Source organism: Spectribacter hydrogenoxidans (assembly GCF_031846275.1).
GTDB classification, from domain to species: domain Bacteria; phylum Pseudomonadota; class Gammaproteobacteria; order Nevskiales; family Salinisphaeraceae; genus Spectribacter; species Spectribacter hydrogenoxidans.
This window is the reverse complement of sequence record NZ_JAVRIB010000001.1, coordinates 175,343-192,816: the sequence shown is the minus strand read 5'-3', so window position 1 is coordinate 192,816 and position 17,474 is coordinate 175,343. Positions and strand designations below refer to the sequence as shown.

10 protein-coding genes are annotated in these 17,474 nt (G+C 63.3%); 3 read left to right on the top strand and 7 right to left on the bottom strand.

The features are described 5' to 3' along the window. Both RM532_RS00905 and RM532_RS00900 read right to left on the bottom strand, forming a co-directional pair. Positions 1-1,965, bottom strand: a complete 1,965-nt coding sequence (locus RM532_RS00905) for a heme lyase CcmF/NrfE family subunit (protein ID WP_311651216.1) — start codon at positions 1,963-1,965, stop codon at positions 1-3. 189 nt (positions 1,966-2,154) lie between these two features. Beyond that, on the bottom strand, positions 2,155-3,282 hold the full coding sequence (locus RM532_RS00900) for an autotransporter outer membrane beta-barrel domain-containing protein (protein WP_311651215.1): 1,128 nt from the start codon (positions 3,280-3,282) through the stop codon (positions 2,155-2,157). A gap of 401 nt (positions 3,283-3,683) precedes the next feature. Here RM532_RS00900 and RM532_RS00895 point away from each other — a divergent pair, with 401 nt between their 5' ends. Genes RM532_RS00895 through RM532_RS00885 form a run of 3 tightly spaced genes read left to right on the top strand, consistent with a single transcriptional unit; the run spans position 3,684 to position 8,907 of the window. Further along, the gene (locus RM532_RS00895) at positions 3,684-5,531 is read left to right on the top strand and encodes a choice-of-anchor Q domain-containing protein (protein WP_311651214.1); all 1,848 of its coding nucleotides are present in this window, start codon (positions 3,684-3,686) and stop codon (positions 5,529-5,531) included. Between the two features lie 37 nt (positions 5,532-5,568). Continuing rightward, positions 5,569-7,356 (top strand): caspase family protein, encoded by a 1,788-nt coding sequence (locus RM532_RS00890; RefSeq protein WP_311651213.1) that lies wholly within the window; start codon positions 5,569-5,571, stop codon positions 7,354-7,356. 54 nt (positions 7,357-7,410) lie between these two features. Next, positions 7,411-8,907, top strand: a complete 1,497-nt coding sequence (locus tag RM532_RS00885) for a serine/threonine-protein kinase (RefSeq protein ID WP_311651212.1) — start codon at positions 7,411-7,413, stop codon at positions 8,905-8,907. Positions 8,908-8,918: 11 nt separating this feature from the next. On the opposite strand, the gene RM532_RS00880 is transcribed toward RM532_RS00885, so the two are convergent. From RM532_RS00880 to RM532_RS00860, 5 genes are read right to left on the bottom strand one after another with little or no spacing between them, the layout of a single operon-like run. Continuing rightward, positions 8,919-9,797 carry an FHA domain-containing protein gene (locus RM532_RS00880; RefSeq protein ID WP_311651211.1) on the bottom strand — a complete coding sequence of 293 codons (879 nt, stop codon included), beginning with the start codon at positions 9,795-9,797 and terminating at the stop codon, positions 8,919-8,921. Positions 9,798-9,822: 25 nt separating this feature from the next. Further along, positions 9,823-10,611: a PP2C family protein-serine/threonine phosphatase gene (locus tag RM532_RS00875; RefSeq protein WP_311651210.1), complete on the bottom strand. Its 789-nt coding sequence runs from the start codon at positions 10,609-10,611 to the stop codon at positions 9,823-9,825. A gap of 18 nt (positions 10,612-10,629) precedes the next feature. Continuing rightward, positions 10,630-11,934, bottom strand: coding sequence for a multiheme c-type cytochrome (locus tag RM532_RS00870; protein ID WP_311651209.1), 1,305 nt, complete (start codon positions 11,932-11,934; stop codon positions 10,630-10,632). A 3-nt stretch (positions 11,935-11,937) separates the two neighbouring features. Continuing rightward, positions 11,938-15,717: a hypothetical protein gene (locus tag RM532_RS00865; RefSeq protein ID WP_423246872.1), complete on the bottom strand. Its 3,780-nt coding sequence runs from the start codon at positions 15,715-15,717 to the stop codon at positions 11,938-11,940. Next, positions 15,698-17,473, bottom strand: coding sequence for a hypothetical protein (locus RM532_RS00860; protein WP_311651207.1), 1,776 nt, complete (start codon positions 17,471-17,473; stop codon positions 15,698-15,700). Before RM532_RS00860 ends, RM532_RS00865 begins: the two co-directional genes overlap by 20 nt. Between the last annotated feature and the right edge of the window lies 1 nt (position 17,474).

Sequence of the window (17,474 nt, the reverse complement as noted above, 5' to 3'; positions counted from 1 at the left end):
CTAGGTGCCCTCGCCCGGACGCATGATGGGGGACTGTTTGATCCGGACCCGATAGCGCCGGTCCGCGACGGCCAGCAAACCCGCCAGCGCCATCATGAGTGCCCCGCCCCAGATCCAGCGAATCATGGGCTTGTACTGTAATCGCACACTCCAGGCACCTTCATCCAGCGGTTCGCCAAGTGCCACGAAGAGATCGCGGAACAGGCCCGCGTCGATCGCGGGCTCGGTCATGCTCGAGCGACGCACCGGATAGTCGCGCTTTTCGGGCAGCAAGTCCGCAACCGGGTCGCCACCCTGTGTCACGGTGAAATAGCCCTGCGTACCCGTGTAATTGGGCCCCTGAACGTCGCGCACATCCTGGAAGGTAAAGCGGTAGCCGGCCATGGTGGCGCTGTCTCCGGGGCCGAGCCGCACGGTGCGCTCAACGCCGTAGGTTTCCACTGCGCCGGCGCCTATGATGAATACGGCCATGCCGAGATGCGCCAGGTTCATGGCGTAAACGCTGGGGCTGATGGCTGCCAACCCGCGGAACCCGCCGCGCAACTGCAGTCTGCTCCGGATGTTGACGGCGACGGTGGTGATGATCCAGCACGCCATGAATATGCCGATGGCCATACCCAGGGTGGTGCCATTCCAGTACACGGCTATCAGCACGCCGGTAGCGGTAAGCGAGACCAGCAGGGCCCAGCGTATGCGATGCGCTAGCTTGGTCGGCGTCATCCGCCGCCAGCTCGTCAGCGGGCCAAGGCCGATCAAGCCGGCGAGCACCAGCATCAACGGCACGAATACGGCGTTGAAGTAAGGGGGGCCAACGGAAATTCGTCCCAGACCCAGGGCTTCCATGGCCAGTGGATAGAGTGTGCCGATGAGTACGGATGCGCAGGCCACCATCAGCAGCACGTTATTGGCCATGAGCAATGTTTCCCGCGACAGCAGCGCAAATGTGCCCACGCTGCGGATGGCGGGGGCGCGCCAGGCGTACAGCGTCAGCGAGCCGACAACCGTTACCGACAGGAAGCCGAGGATAAATACGCCGCGGGCCGGATCGGAGGCGAATGAATGCACCGACGTTAGCACCCCGGAGCGCACGAGGAATGCGCCGAGCAAGCTCAGCGAGAAGGTCATGATGGCCAGCAGGACGACCCATGCCTTGAAGCTGCCTCGTTTCTCGGCAACAGCAAGTGAGTGGATCAACGCGGTGCCCGCCAGCCATGGCATGAACGACGCATTTTCCACCGGGTCCCAGAACCACCAGCCGCCCCAGCCGAGTTCGTAGTAGGCCCAGAAGCTGCCCAGCAGGATGCCGATGGTCAAAAACAACCACGCGACGGTAGCCCAGGGTCGCGACCAGCGGACCCAGGCCGAGTCCATCCGGCCGCCCATCAGTGCCGCAACGGCCAGGCTGAAAACCACCGCGAAGCCCACATAGCCGACGTACAGCAGGGGCGGGTGGATGGCCATGGCAGGGTCCTGCAGCAGCGGGTTCAGGTCCTGACCGTCTGCCGGTGCCGGCAGCAGGCGATCAAACGGGCTGGAGGTGAGCAGGATGAACAGCAGGAACCCCACGCTGATAAGCCCCAGGACACCCAGCGTACGGGCGCGCAGCACACTGGGGAGGCTACGGCTGAAACTGGCCATCGCCAGCGTCCACCCGGCCAGCACGAATACCCACAGCAGCATCGAGCCTTCGTGTCCGCCCCAGACCGCGGCCACCTTGTACAGGACCGGCAGATTGCTGTTGGCGTTCTCGGCCACGTAGCGCACCGAGAAATCGTCGGCAACGAAGGCATGGGTCAGGCAGCCGAGCGCCACGGCGACAAACACGAATTGCCCGGCTGCGGCGGGACCGCCTGCCCCCATCCAGCGTGCATTGCCTGTCTGCGCGCCAGCCAGACAAAGGCCTGCTTGGGCCAGGGTGAGGCAGAACGCAATGATCAGTGCGAAAAGGCCGAGTTCAGGAATCAAGGATTTGCGCCTTCCTTAGCGCGGCGTGCTGCGGTGGTCGGGAGGTGATATCACCTGCTCTTACCAGCGCGGGATGTGGCATAAAGGCAAGGTCTGCAGCGTTCGATTCGTTAATGCTGGACTGCCGTACCATGCTGGGAATCGCGGTCGCGTCCGGTCAGCGCGGACGCTTGCGGGGCATCGGCAACACTAGAGTTCCAGACGCGCGCCCAGAGTTACCGTGTGGTTGTCTTGGTTAGCACGCGACAGGTCGGCCTCGTAACGGAAGAAGATATTGCGGCCGCGGGTTAGCACACCCGTAACGCCCAGAGCCACTCGGTAGAAATCGCTGTCACGGGGGTCGGTCGGTACACCGAAGCGAGCGCCACCGGTCGTGGGCTGCGCGACGATCAGGCGCGGATCGTCTTCGAATTCGTGCACCCATTCGACAGCCGCTTGCGGCACCACGACGCCGAAGCCCGTATTGATGGCATAGGTGGCGTCCCCACCCACTGCAGTGCGCAGTGACTCGATATCCTGGTCCTCGTAGGCCAGCGGATTGGTGCCACCGCGTTCGCGATATCCGTCGATGGAGATGTCGGTATAGGTGACCCGGACCAGTGGCCCGTAATTCAGCGCCCCGTAGTAGAACTCATACCCGCTGCTGGCGCTGAGCGAATACTCGGAACCGTCGGTCTGGCCGATCGCTGTGCCGCCGCCTGCCAGTCGCCTGCGGGCGTCGAAGTCGTCAAACGCCATCCGTGCGAGGCCATCGATATAAAGATTGCGCCAGACATACCAGGCGATAAGCCCGGACAAACTATAGCTGTCGAGTTTCAGGCGCCCGTTACTGGTGGTGAATTCGGTGTCGTTGGCGACGTAACCCAGCGTTGCGCCAATCACGAGGTCCGGATTGACGCGATAGTCTGCGCCAACAGTGATGCCCAGCATGCTCAAGTCATTCCCGGGTGCATTCGCGGTCTGCTCCCGATCACCGAACCGGTAGTCTAGATTGCTGAACACGTTGAAGCGGCCGAATTCGGCGCCGGTTTCAGAGTCCGCAGCGCCGAGGGCGGCACCTACGCTCAGCCACGAGGCCGCAAGCCCGGCAATCGGTGATTGCAATCCCTTCGATCTGGCATTGCCTTCAAGTTCCTCGCGCTGGCGTCGCCGCTCCCGTTCGGATCGGCGCAACGAGTCGGTCAGGAACTCCAGGCTTCGTAGTTGCATTGTAGCGGCGGCAAGCCCCGCTGAGCCTTGCGCGCTCACCTGCCGCTGTGAGTCGGTAAGGTCGGGGTTGACCGTGACATCAAAAGAGTCACTCTGAGCTTCGGCCATGGTTGGCGCGAGCCAGGACAATGTCAGCAAGAAAGCGGCAAACGACCTGTGCCTTCGCCGCAATGTCGATGATGTCGCTCGCGGAGTTGATGGTTCCCGGCCGAAATGGCCGTGGCTCGCGTTCGACGCATCATTATTCCACATCAGCATGGCTGATCCCCCGCATGCTGTGAACCCAGCGTATGTCTTATCGAATGTAGCAGCCCGCCCGGACACGTGCTATGGCAGATGTTTTTCCATGTGGGCTTTTTTAGAGCTGATGTTGCTACGTAGGACTTTGCTCGTGGCGTTATCTTGACATAGCTAGGCAAATGCAGGAGCGTGCCTCTGACGTTGGGGCTGGGCTAGCAACTATGATTTCGGCGTGTATCGGAGGGCGTGGTTGGAAGGCCCATACGCTCTTGCTGCTTTTACTCCTGCTATCGACCCTGTCGGTTGCCGTACTTGCCGGCGTGGGGCATGCTGCGACCATTACCGTTGATACCGCCTCCGACACAGTTGATCAGGCTGGCGATTGCAGCTTGCGCGAGGCTGTCGAGGCCGCCAACAGCAATACCTCTATCGATGGCTGTGCCGCCGGCGACGACCAGGGCGAGGACAACGGCGATACCATCACCTTTGCCGAGGAATTGGCTGGGCAAACGATTACCCTGACGCAAGGAGCCCTCAACATTGGTCTGGGCCCGGGCGCGAACCCTCTGCCGTCACTGACCATTAAGGGCCCGGTGGAAGGCGATGCGAGTGCCCTCATGATCGATGGTGGCGCGCAGGATCGCGTATTCGACATCTCCAGTGATGCCCTGATCAGCAGTTTCCGGCTCGCTCACCTCACCGTTACCAACGGCCGCGTGGAGACCGGAGAGTTTCCCCCGGCGGAAGGCGGTGGAATTCGAGTGGTTCCGACGACACAGCTGGTGCTCGACGGTGTGCGGGTTGCCGGCAATGCTGCGGATTCCCAGTTCGCTCCGGCGCGAGGCGGCGGCGTCTTTGCCGGCGGACCATTTGCGATCAACGCCAGCGTGATCTCCGGCAACACCGCGACGGCTGGGACTGCCAACGCCGAAGGTGGGGGGCTGTATTACGCACCGGGTTCTTCGACCGGCGTGCCCGGCCAGGTTAGCGCCACAGAAATTTCCGATAACAACGCCGAATCCATGGACGGCGCAGCGCGCGGCGGCGGCATTTATCTGCGTGCCGCACTCGGCAGTCCGGGCGTTGAGGACATGATCCGGATCAGCAACAGCACGATCAGTGGCAACAGTGCTAGCGCGGACGGCGTCGAATCGGATGCCCTCGGCGGCGGCCTTTACGGTGAAGGTCTGGAACTGATTGTGGCGTTCAAAAACACCACCATCGCCGAAAACTCTGCCGGCACCGCCGCTTCCGCCGTCGAGGCGGGCGGCGGCTTTGCGGTGGCAGACGCCGCATTCGAATTGGCCAACACGCTGGTGGCCGATAACTCGGCTGGCGATGGGTCACCGGATTGCGCGGTCGTTCCACCCGATGGGTCGGCCACTATTTCCTCCCTTGGCTTCAATCTCATCGGCGACGGCAGCAGCTGTCCACTGGGGGCAATGGCCGGCGATCAGGTTGGTAGCGATACGGTGCCCATCGACCCTTTGCTCGGCGGATTGGGCGACAACGGTGGTCCAACGCGCACCCACGCCTTATTGCAGGGTAGCCCGGCCATTGACGCCGGCAATCCACAAGGAACGGAGACCGGGTGCCTGGACGCGGATCAGCGCGGCGAACCGCGTCCGATGGACGGCGATCGCAGTGGCGAACCCGTATGCGACATCGGCGCCTTCGAGGCCATCGCCAATCAGCCGCCGACAGTAGTCCAGCAGATCGGGGATCAGACCCTTAGCCTCGGTGGCGACGATCTTACGATTGACCTGGCAACCGTTTTCGAGGATCCCGAGGGCCAGCCACTGACCTTTACTGCCGAGTCCGATAATCCCGACGTGGCCACCGCTACGGTCGAGGGGGACACCCTGATCTTGACCGCGGTATCGGCGGGTACGGCCACCATTACCGTCACGGCCACGGATACAATGCAAGCGAACCGCCGGGTCGAAGTGCCGATTTCGGATGGCAGCGGTGGCCTGAATGCTGCTGCCGGCGGTTGCGTGTTGATGCCGGACGACAGGAAGGCGCCAGATCCGTTGCTTTGGCTGCTGATAGCCGCCGCGCTGGGCTGGCGTTACCGTCGCCGTTGGCTCGTGGCGCCGCATCATAGACGGCATTGAGTTCCATCGGCCGTCGTGACGGCCAGGAAGGCAGGTCATGACACACAAGGAATTCATGCACGTAGCTCCCCGCGCCGGTGCGTTCGCGCCCTCGGTTCTATTCGTGCTGATGCTCGCGGGCTGCGCCACCGGGGGGCAGAAGGCCGCCTCGGGCGGTGCGGAACCGGCCAACGCCTCAGAACAGATTGCCAAGATGCAGATCGTCGACTGTCTGCTTCCCGGGCAGTTGCGTCGGCTCGGTAATACGACCTACATGACACAGCGTCGGCCCATCAAGACCACGGCTGCCGACTGCAACATTCGCGGTGGCGAATACACCGCCTATGATAGGGCCGACTACAAGACCGCCCTGAAGGTCTGGTTGCCAGCGGCAGAATCCGGCGACGCCGAGGCCCAGGTCAATGTAGGCGAAATATTCGAGAAAGGGCTGGGATCCGAACCCAACTACGAAGCCGCGGTGATCTGGTACGAGAAAGCCGCCAAGCAGGGCAACGAGCGCGGCCTGTTCAACCTCGGCACGATGTATGAACAGGGCAAGGGCGTGGCAGAAAGCCGTGTCAAGGCATTGAACCTGTATCGGCAGGCCTGGGGGCTTTCCGAGGACAGTGTGATCTTTCAGGAGACAGCGCGGGCCGAACAGCGGAAGCTCGAGGCGAAGCTGAACAAGCAGCTCGAGCAGAAGCAGTCGCAGATACGCGCTCTGCAGAGTCAGATCGAGTCGCTTCAGAGCAAGCTGGAGGCTCGATCCCGAGCCGCCCAGACCAGTGCCGAGGACAAACAGGCGATGGCGGCCGAGATCCAGTCGCTGAAGGATATCGTGACCTCGTTGAACGAGTCGCGTGACGAGGTTCAGCAACAACTGGCGTCGCTGGAAGACGAGGCTGCGCAAGCGAATGCGGCACCGGAGCCGTCGCAGCAGGCGGCAGACGCGTCGCCCTCCGAGCCCGCGGACACCGACATCGCCAAGATGCGCGAACCCGCATCGGCCGATGCGGAAACGGGGGATCAGACCGATGGTGCCCCGGCCGATATCCGCGTCGACGATATGGACTTCGGGCAGTACTACGCCCTGGTGATCGGCAATCGGGACTACGTCAGTATCGAGGACCTGGATACGCCGATCACCGACGCCCAGGCCATCGCCAAGCTGCTCGAGTCCAAGTACGGCTTCAAGGTGGAGCGGCTGATCGACGCCGATCGGCTGACCATCATGAAGACGATCAACAACCTGCACGGCAAGCTCGACGATAACGACAATCTGCTGATCTATTACGCCGGGCATGGCAGCCTGGTGGATCTGGGTCAGCGGGATGTCGGCTACTGGCTGCCGACCAATGCGGACCCCCCGCCGGACGATTCCCGCTGGGTGCCCAACGAGTTCATCACTGGCCACCTTGGCCGCTTCAACGCCAAGCGGGTGCTGGTGATCGCGGATTCCTGCTATGGCGGGCTGTTGTCTTCCGCACCGGGGCATCTGATGCTTGGCGGTAACACGACGAACGTCAGCCAAGAGTACATGCGTTACAAGCTGCCAAGGCGCTCGCGCTTGCTACTGTCTTCCGGCGGCGACAAACCGGTAGTCGACAGCGTAGGCGACGAGCACTCGATCTTCGCCGGGGAATTGATAAAAACCCTGCGCAGCAACCAGGAAATCATGACCGTGGCGGAATTGTTCGAAACGCTGAACAGCGCCGTTAGCCAGCGGGCCCAAGCCAACAACATCAGTCAGCAGCCGGAGCTCAAGAGCATTAAGGGTGCGGGGCACGAGGTGGGTGACTTCTTCTTCGTGCCGCAACAGGTCAGCGGCCCGGTTGCGCAACGCTAAACCAGCGTTGCTGATCGCGCTTCGTACGGTCGGCTTCCGCGGGTCGGAAAAGCGGTGAGTGAACACGATGACAAGCCTGACGAGCCCGGCCGCAAGCACCGGGACGGCGACGGCAGCGAACCCACCGACGAGGATGCGCCGACCGAATTTGCCGGCAGCAACAGGGACGCTCCCACTGAAGTTACGGAGAGCAATCCGTCAGACCCTGAAGCGCCGACCGAACTAGCTGGTTACCCCCAGGATCAGGCCACGGAAGTCACCGCCGCGCCCACATCCGGTCGCAATCTGCTGGCGGGTATGCGTCCCGGCTACGTTCTCAAGAATCGCTTCAGGCTCGAGGCAAAGCTGGGTTCCGGCGCCATGGGGGCCGTATTCCGAGCGGTCGACCAGCGCCGCGTGGAAGCCGGTCACCACCATACCCATGTTGCACTCAAGCTGATCGCGGGCGCGTTCGCTCAGGATTCGCGAGCCTTCGTGGCGCTCCAGCGGGAGGCGGACAAGTCCCAGACGCTGGCCCACCCGAATATCATCACCGTCTACGACTTTGACCGGGACGGTGACGTCTTCTACATGACGATGGAGTCCCTGGTCGGCATGACCCTGGACGGCGTCATCGCGGAGGACGGGCTGAGCCGGGTTGAGCGGTTGAGCCACATCGTGGACATGGCGAACGCGATCGCTTACGCGCATCGGCGCAATATCGTCCATTCGGATCTCAAACCGCCGAACGTGTTCGTTACCGAAGATGGCACCCTCAAGGTACTGGATTTCGGCATCGCGCGCGCGTTCGCCGGCATGGACGAACAGGGTGAGCCAACCCGGGATCCCGGTGAGATTGTCGGCCTGACGCCGGCCTACGCCAGCTGCGAGATGTTCGAGGGTCAGGAGCCGCATCCAGCAGATGATGTGTATGCCATCGGGCTCATCGCCTACGAGCTGCTAACCGGCGAGCATCCATTCGGCCGCAAGCGGGCCACGGATGCCCGCACTGAGGGATTGAAGCCGAAACGCATCCGTGGCCTCAAGCGCTACCAGTGGCAGGCTATTGCGACGTCTCTCGCCTTCGATCGCGCGGACCGCTGGGCCGACGCCGAGGTCTTCCGGCGCAAGTTCGTCGGCGTCGGGCGGACCGTTCGTCAGCTGTCGGCGGCGCTGCTTCTGGCGTTGGCCGGCTTCGGCGCCTATCTGCTGTTGTACGAGCCGGCCGCCGGCCCGGACATTCCGTTCGAGGAGCTGTCTCCAGAGAAACAGGAGGCATTCAACGAGTTCATGTCGGAGGGCCAGACCGCAGCGAAGTTCGGTGATGTCAACGGCGCGTTATTCTACTTCGACAAGGCCTATCGCGTGCACCCGCGGAATCCGCGGGTCGTGGACGAGATCGACGCTTTGCTGGATCGCGTTTTCGTGCGGATGGAAGCTGAATCCGGACCCGAGGCCCGCGCCCACCATATCGAGCAACTCCGGGAACTGCAGAAATACGAGGCGCTGGAACAGAACGCGCGCCTGCAGGACAAGCTTGAAGCGCTCGCGAACGGCGCCGGCGACGGCTGAGGCGCTGTCTATCAGCCCCGGCCGAACAGGCGACGCAGGAAATCCATCAGCCCCCCCGAGTTGCCACCGGCGGAAGCTCCGCCGCCGGAGGGCAATTCAAACGCAAGTTCCGCGCTGCCGATACGGATGACGTCGCCATGGCTCAGGTAGGTGGACAAGCCCTTGTGCCCATTCACGAAGGTCCCGTTGGTGGACATCCAGTTCACCACTTTCCAGCGAGCCCCCTCGTTCACGATCTGTGCGTGTTGACCGGAAACGCTGGCGTCGGGGATCACCAGATCCACGCTATCGGCATCGCGGCCCAGCTTCCACACGGCGCCACTGTCGTCACGGGCCTTGAGTTCAATGACCGTGCCGGCACGATCCCCGGTCAGCGCGACCAGACGCGGGACGTTGCCCAGCGGCGGCAGGTCCAGTCGGCCCGCCCGATAGCTGTCGACCGCTTCCGAGGTGTCGGCCTCTGCGAAGAACTGGGTACCTGATGCATTTTCCAGACCGACGCCTTCCGACCACACTGAAGGAATCTCGGCGCCGCCGCCGGCACCGGGGGCGGCCAGCTGCGTGGCGTCATCGTCCGCCGGTGTTTCGACGCCGCCGGACGCCCCGGCATGGGTGACCTCGAAGCGGAAATCCCCGAGCAGGAGCGTGTCACCAGGATGCAGGTGGACAGTGGTCTTGACCGGCTGGTCGTTGACGAAAGAGCCGTTGCTGGAGCCGAGATCGGAAAACGTCAGGGTGTCGTCGGTGACCTCCACCATGGCGTGCTTGCGGGAAACACTGGAACTCATTAGCCGGATGTCAGCATCGGCACTGCGGCCGAGAACGGTTTTCCCGGCGGACAGTTCATGGTCGATGCTGTTGGTGGTATCGAAAAGGTGAAAGCCTGACATGGTATTGCCCGTTGTTGGGATCCGTTCAGTATCCGGGTGGGAAGTATTCCGAATGGCCGTCATCGCGGGCGATGGTGACCGCAGGCAGCAGGGGCAGGTTGTCGGGTGCCGGGCCGCTGTCATCGGCGGTGGCCAGAACGGCGGTGATGTTATCGGCGCCGCCGGCGTCCACTGCCTTTGCGACCAGTATCTCGAGCGCGTGATCGGAATCGGGTTCGGTTGCCAGTACGGCAGCGATTTCCGGCCCGCTCAGCATGTCGGTGAGCCCGTCGCTGCACAGCAGGAGCCGCTGGCCGCGACCAAGCGTACCTTGCAGCATCGGTACGTCGCCGGCCGGGATCTGATCTCTTCCCATAGCTCTCGTGATGATGTTCTTCCGGTAGCTTTCGCGCGCCTCGGTTAGTGACATTTTGCCGCTGGCCAGCATTCGTTCAACCTGCGAGTGATCGCGTGTGAGCTGGCGCAGTTCCCCGTTCCAGAGATAGGCCCGGCTGTCTCCGATCCAGGACAGCTCGAAATCGTAGCCGTCGAACCGTGCCACCACCAGGGTGGCGCCCATGCCGGGTTTGCCGTTGCCGTTCTCTGCCGCATCCACAACGGCCCGGTGTGTATTGGCAATGGCATCCGGGAGCGACTCGCCCGCGTCCAGGCGGTCGATCATGCCGGTTGTCACGATAGTCGCGGCGACTTCGCCCATGGCCGGCCCGCCCATACCGTCCGATACCAGCGCGACGCCCCAGCCGGCATCCGCGACAAATCGATCTTCGTTGAGCTGGCGCTTGCCGATATGTGTCCTGCCCTTTATTTCAACCAAAGCACTTGTCCTCGATTGTCATCGGCTTTCGCGAAGCAAACGGCCCGCTTCGGCAGCCACTTTCCCCGGTTCGAAGGCCTGCTCGTCATCCAGCAACCGGAACAAGGCGTCATAGCGCCGGGACGTCGTGGTGGGCACTTGCGCGGCCAGGGACTGCAGGCCGAGAAACAGCTGCTCGGCGTCGGCGTAATCGCGGAACCAGCCGTCCGCCGCCCTCTGCAGCAACGTCGTTTCCAGCGAGTGCCGGTCGTCAGCTGACAGACGCTGGCCGCGAAACAGTTCAGCGGCCAGCGCGACATTCTCACGTAGCTGCATTGCGCGGCTGCGGAAGTCAGAGGCGGTTTGCGCGGCGGCCGCATGCAGGCTGCGGTTGCCCCTCCGTATCACCTGTGCCAGGTCCGGATCGCGCAGTTCGACGATGATGCCGAGCATGCGCAGGGCATGGTCGTTCGGGCGCAGACTGCCGGCCTGTATCAGGCGCCGTTCCCCGGCTGAACGGCGTATCCCCGTATCCATGGGTCGATGGCAGGCATGGCAATCGAACAGTGACAGCTCCGGCGACAGCGAATTGCGGCCAATGTGATCCGCCAGCCGTGACAGGTATTCCTCGGATGCCGCAAGGTTGCTGGCCACCCAGCGTTCCACGCTTCCGGCATCGTTCTTGCGCCGGCTGTAGTCGGCGTCGACGACATGGTGTGGCGGCATGTTCGCCAGCCAGGTGTCCAGCTCGAAGCGCAACCTGGGATGACCGGCGGCCATCATTTCGTGCGTGATCTGGCGTTCGTCATCGCCCAGGTGGCAGGACTGGCACATCCGTGCCTGGAACAGGGGCTCCTCGGTGGGCGCCATGCCCTGTCGGAGGTTGTCAGCATGGCTGGTGTCGGGACCGTAATGCGAGTCGATCCAGGTTTCGGCGCCACCGTGGCAGGACTCACAGCCGATACCGTCACTGAGGTGAAAACGTTCTCCACGTTGACGCGCCGGTACGTAGTCCGTGTGGCAGACCAGGCACGCCTCGGCGCTGGCGGCATTCTCCAGCCCCATGTTGGCGGCGATCCGCTGCGACCACTCGTCTTTGAGGACTTCGAAGGCGTTGGCGTGGCTGTCGTACTTGGACCAGATGAAGTATTCGTTGAGCGCGACCGGGGAATCCTCGGCAGCTTCGACCCGTCCGTGGCAGGTGCTGGAGGCGCAGGTGGCCACACCCAGGTGTACTTGTTGCTCTCCCGGTTCGTCGGTTGCCCATGCCCCGCCTGCCAGTACCGCCAGAGCGGTCGCAAGACACGTCAGCAGGCTGCCGAAGCCAGTGCGGTGATGAACCATGGGTTACTCGCCCTCCCCCCGGGCATCGGTGGGCACTTCGTCCTCGACGTACCAGGGCTGACCTTCCTCATCCAGATATAGCTCGTGCATCTCCGATTGGCTCAGCGGGCGCGAGCCGCGTCGCCCGAATACTGCAATCTGCTCGCCGGTCTCATCCACGGCGCGATCGCGGACCAGCCCCCCCGACAGGCTGAGTGCCGGGCTGCTTGTCTCGCGACCGGCGATCCAGTGCGGATTCGGCGTTGGCGTGAATCCGTAGAACCTGGGCTGGATCTCGGGCGAGGTCAGCTGGATGACGTGGACGCCCGTGGCGGCATCGGCCACGTAGGCGAACAGCGACGCGTTGGTGGTGCCGACCACCACGTCGCGGCTGTCCCTGAGTCGGCCATCGGCGTCGTAGGTCTGTACCAGCCGCATGTTGCGCGGCCTGGCGATGTCCACGATCGCCAAGCCGTCGTTGCCGGCGGCGACGTAGGCAAACGTGCGCGCCAGATGCATCTTGTGCGCGTCGGCTAGCGGCACGGTGGCATCCGGCACAAGTTCGGCGTTGGCAGGATCGGTGACATCGACGACCTTGAGCCCGTCGGCATCGGTCACGAACAGATAACGGAACTGCAGTGCCGAGGCGCGTGCGTCGTTGAGGGGGACCACGTCGACCGTCCGCGGCGCCATCGGATCGTCGATGTCAAGAAGCACCAGCCCGGCATCCGCGATCACGTAGAGATAGTGTCCGCCCACGGTGATATGGCGCGCGCCGTCGAGGATGCCGTCCGCATTCCAGGTCAGGACCCGCTCGAGGAAGTTGTTGCGCGGTTCGCCGTCGGCGAAGGTATTGACGTTGACCAAGATCAGCCCTTCCTCAGCGTCGGTGATGTAGGCGTAGTTGTAGAGCGGGTGGAAGGGCTGCTCCTGGTTGGTCTCGCGCATCAGTTCGCCCTGATTGCGCGGCGGATGTATCGGCTGCGTCGTGGGCAGCGCCATGCAGGTGGCGTTCTCGGTATCGACGTTGGCGTCGTGGCCGAGTGGACTGAATGGTGCCGTGATGATGCGGTGAGAAAAGCCCTTGTTGTCGATCGACGCCACATCGAAGACCCGGAAACCGTCGGTGCCGGCGGCGGCGAACAGGTATTCGCCGCGAAGCTGCAGGCAGTCGATCTTGCCGCTACCGTGGTCGAAGCTGGTGTCGAGACGGCGCTCCTGCGCTTCGTGCTTCGCGAACCAGTCGGGGTAGGCGTAGCGATGCAGGTAGCTGCCGATCACCGCTTGTGGTTCCTCCCACTCGGTCACGCGCACGGCTTCGACGTGCTGGCTTTCGCCCACCCAGAGGTGGCGACCCACGAAATCGATGAATTCGGTGCCCAGCCCCAGCGTCTGGGCCATGGTCGTGTTGTTGGCGCCATCCGCGGACAGATGGCAATCGCTGCAGCCCTTGGTTTCGGTCTTGCGAACTGTGTGCGGGAAATGCGGATTGAACGCCTGGGAACTGAAGCCGCTGGATGCAATGGGTGGTTGCTGGATGTAGATGCGCTCGCGGTTGGCGTTGGTCGAGGACAGAACCAGTGCCGACGATGAGCGCACGGGGGCGTACTTACCGCCCTTGTAGGGAGCACGCTTGCCCAGCATGAATATCTGGTCGCGTGCGACCTGTGGATTGTAGGTGGCGTAGTTGCGGGTGACGCCGCCCTCGTAATGGTGGCGTTCGGTCTTTTCGTTGGCGTTGATAGGCAGGTGACAGCCGCCGCAGCTGGTGGTCCAGGAGGTGTGGCAGGCGTAGCACTCCATTTCCTCGTTCTTGTGCGCCTGGTCCTCGGGTGCGACATCGGCCCCCCAGTACTGACTGTCGGTATCTTCGGACATCAGCTTGGCGCGTGCCGCCTTGGCGTTGTAGGCCCCATGCTTGCTGTCCACCGAGTCCTTGACCAGGGAGAGTTCCCATTCCACGTCCGGATCAACCACCGAACGCTGGATGAGCTTGCCGTCCTGCCAGGCGAAGCGCAGCTTGCCGTCGGGGTTGCGCAGCACGCTCATGTCGGTTCCCCCGGTCACGCTGCTCGCCGGGCCGGATGTACGCAGGTCGGGGTACTCGCTGGCGGTGCCGTGGCAGTCGACACACTGCACCTCCACTGCGGCGGCAACCTCCCCGTACAGGTGACCGTTGCCGTGATTGTCCTGCTCGAAGTGGCAGTCCACGCAGTGCATGCCGACCTCGGCGTGGATCGATTTCATGTGCACTGCCTTGTCGAACTTGTCGGGATCGTCCCGCGAGACGATGTCGCCGTCCTCGTCCAGCAGGTTGCCTTCCCGGTCCTTCTTGAACACGGCCCGGAAATTCCAGCCATGCCCGTGGTAGTCGGCGAACTGCGTATCGTCGAGTTCAGGGTTGAGCTTCCAGACATCCTTGAGAAAATCGAGTTCGCCCCATTTGCCGCGCGGCGCCGCCCCCTCCGGATTGCGATTGAGCACTTCGCGCCGCTGTTCGTGGGACGGGTACTTCTGCTCCTCGGGCCACATGTGCGGGGCATCCGACTCGTAGTCCCACATGGTGTAGCCCAGGTAGGAATTCATGAACATGTTCGGCTGATGCATGTGGCAGACCATGCACTGGCTGGTAGGCACCGCCCGGGTGAAGCGGTGCTCGATCGGATGCCCCGAGTCATTCTTGTCGATCGTCGGATCGGCGGTCCGGCTCTTGCCCATGTTGCCGGCGTCGGCGTACGGCCCGGAGTGGGTGGGTTGCCGGTCGTTGGCGTACACCACGTGACAGGCGCTGCAGCCCGAGCTGCGGTAGTCGCCGGGCTGATCGTTGGTGCCCAGGAACCACAGCAGGGGATCGTTGAGTCGCGTCTTGGTCAGGTTGATCAATGGCACCGAGATGCGCGCGCCTGTCCCGGGCCCCCGGTTGGACTGACGGATATCGGGGCGGCCCGGTTCTTCCAGCTGCTGAATCCGCCCCAGCGGATTGGGTAGCCCGGTTTCGGGAAACAGGTTGGTGATGTTGCGGCCGCCGCGCTCGAATACCCGGAATATGTCGCCGGGCTTGACTGTTTCCCAGGCGGGCAGCGGCAGGATGTAATCCAGAATGCCGTGTTCACGCATTTCCGGTGTCGGCTCGATCGGTGCCTCCAGCTTTGCGGCGGTGCCGTCGGGCGTGTAGGCCTCGCCGAAGAACGAGCGCTTGTAAGGCAGAATGCCATTGTTGTACGCGGCGGCTGCCCAGAACATGGCGCCGGTGCTGTGCAGACTGCGCACGGATTTCTCGATGATCTCGGCGTGGCAGCTGCCGCAGGCCTCGCGAGCGGCCCGGAAATCGCCCGGATTGACGAAGCGTACGTATTCCCTGGCCTCGCGATTGAGTAGCGTATAGCTGCGCTCGGGGTTGGCCGAGTCGGGCCAGTGCCAGGTTTCCGGATAACGCGGGAGGACGTGGGCCTCACGCATGCGTGCCTGGGCCTGGGGATCATCCATCGGCACATCCGCTTCAAGCCGGACCGACGCGTCGCCGCCGTGGCAATCGGTGCATCCGAGACGCACGGCCGGGTTGTCGTGCATGGTGTGGCGGTCGGTTTCGGTGTGGCAGCTCATGCAGCCGGCACTCTTGCCTTCCACGGCATCGAGGCCCTGATGTGCGGGGGCTGGTGGGTGTGCGCGGTAGTCGCGCTCGACTGCCTGTTCCTTCTCGGCGGCCTGGACGCCACCGAGGACGAACGCGAGCAGCGCCCAGGCCAGCGGCAGACGCCGGGCCGTGGCCGGCACGATGTGCTTGTTAGTAGGTGAGTGTGGCATTGAACAACAGGTATCTCTGGTTGCCTCCACCGAACAGTTCCTCGTAGCCGTCCCCCGGCTGCAACTCGGCATAGGAAAGCCGCAGCACGATGTTCTGGCTCATCAGCGGGCGGTAGATCACGGACGCCGACAGGTCCAGGCCGATATCTTCGTCGATGTTCGCCTGCTGGCGGGCCACTTCCAGCACCTCAGTATGGTCGAAGCGCAGATGATTGGCATTGAAGCTGAGACGCAGCTCCGGGAGGAGGTCGAAGTCGGCGCCCAGGCCGAACAGCAGGATGCCGGGATTGGTGAAGTTTGATTGCCCGTGCTCCCGGGAGCTTCGCAGGTTGTTGAGCACGCCGTTTCGCTGCGATAGAGTCACCCGCCCGCCGCCGATCAGCGGCACCGCCTGGCGAATCCAGTAACTGGTGTCGGCGCCGGCGAACAACGGATTTTCCAGCACCGCGTCGAAGCCGGTTTCCTCGTCGTCGAATGGATCGTCGTCGCCGGAGCCATAGAGCAGGGAAGCCCGCCAGCGCATCCAGTCCTGGTCGAAGGACAGTTCAGCCGCCCCGAACCAGGCGTTGATATCGCTTTTTTCGCCGGTAAACGGCGCCCTGTCCTGCTCGCCGAAGGCGTAGTACAGCGAGGTGGTCAGATTGAGCCGGCCGAGGTGGCCATCGGTGTTGAAGCCGAGGTAGCCGACATCGTATCCGCGCGGGACCTCGAAGCCGATCGACGCCGGCCGCTGGATGAAGCCGTTCTTGTCGAAGAAGAAATCGTCCTCCCGATTGCGGTTGTACAGGGCAGTGAACTGCAGGAAGTGGCCCAGCTTGATCGCATCCTGCCAGTAAAGGTTGGCCACGAAGACGTCGTCCTCGCGCAACGAGGTGGTCGGATCGTTGAGGCCGCTGTTGGTGTCCTTCTCCAGCCGCCGGAACCAGGCGAGGTTGTACTGGAAGATGTTGTTGTCGCGGGTGCCGAAAAGGCGTACGCCGAACGGCTGATCCTGGAACAGGAAGCCGCGGAAGTCGGCGTTGAAGGGCTGGATGCCCACGCGGATGCTGTCGAAGTCGTAGCGCGTCGAGACGTTGCGCAGGTGCACGTCGATGAATGCGGTCTGCAGACCGACGAAACCATCGTTCCTGGTATTGCCGTTGGCGGGATCCACGTTGGTATTCAGGATCTCGTCCAGCCGCGTGTAGTTGTAGTTGAATACCGGGGTGAACCGGAACTCGTAGTCCGGCGGCTTGAACACCGTGTTGCCCTTGTAATAGACGAGCTCCACGGCGAGGTTCTGCAGCAGTTGCTGCTGGCTGGTGCCGCCGAGAAGATCGAGGTCGCCCGCGCTGCGCGTGCTCTGCACGCCCACCGGGGTGGGCACCTCGCGGTCCTCGTAGACCGTGTCGGAGATGGCGGTGATGTTGAAGAACCAGTCGTCGTGGATCGGGGTGTCGGCCTTGAGCGTGTTGCGGTTGTACGGGTCCCACCAGTTCTGCTCGTAGCCCAGCGAATCCACGATGCGCCAGCGGTCGGGTACGGCCACTGCGGTGGTGTAGTCGTCCTCGCTCGGCGCCGGCAGGCAGGGATCGCGTTTGCCCGGTTGTTGTACCTCGGCATCCGGCGACTTGCCCGGCACCCGGCGTTGCGGCTCCTTCGGGCCATCCGGGCGCCTGCATTCGGGTTCTGATCCCTCCTGCGCCATCACCGGGAGGGCGCAGCCGGCCGCGACCAGCGCCAGTAGGGTGCCGGTGGCCGCAAAGTACCGGCGCATG